The organism is Pseudoalteromonas sp. GW168-MNA-CIBAN-0100 (genome assembly GCF_040309225.1).
Lineage (GTDB): Bacteria > Pseudomonadota > Gammaproteobacteria > Enterobacterales > Alteromonadaceae > Pseudoalteromonas > Pseudoalteromonas arctica.
This window is the reverse complement of the sequence record NZ_JBEOOL010001104.1, coordinates 1-236: the sequence shown is the minus strand read 5'-3', so window position 1 is coordinate 236 and position 236 is coordinate 1. Positions and strand designations below refer to the sequence as shown.

Annotated in this window: 1 protein-coding gene; it reads left to right on the top strand. The window is 45.3% G+C overall.

Annotated elements, in window-relative coordinates:
- A partial coding sequence (locus AAEY62_RS24785) for an HAD-IC family P-type ATPase (RefSeq protein ID WP_350637153.1) occupies window positions 1–236 on the top strand: 236 nt, incomplete at both ends.

Sequence of the window (236 nt, the reverse complement as noted above, 5' to 3'; positions counted from 1 at the left end):
ATAAAGGCATTCACTTAGTCATGCTCACAGGTGATAACCAAGCAACAGCGCAAGCAGTTGCTAAAAAAGTAGGAATAAAGGACTTTATTGCAGAAGTACTCCCTGACGACAAAGTAAATGAAGTTATAAAACGCCAAGCAAAGGGCGAAATAGTGGGTATGACGGGCGATGGCATTAACGATGCACCGGCACTAGCACAAGCCGATGTTGGCTTTGCGATTGGCACAGGCACTGAT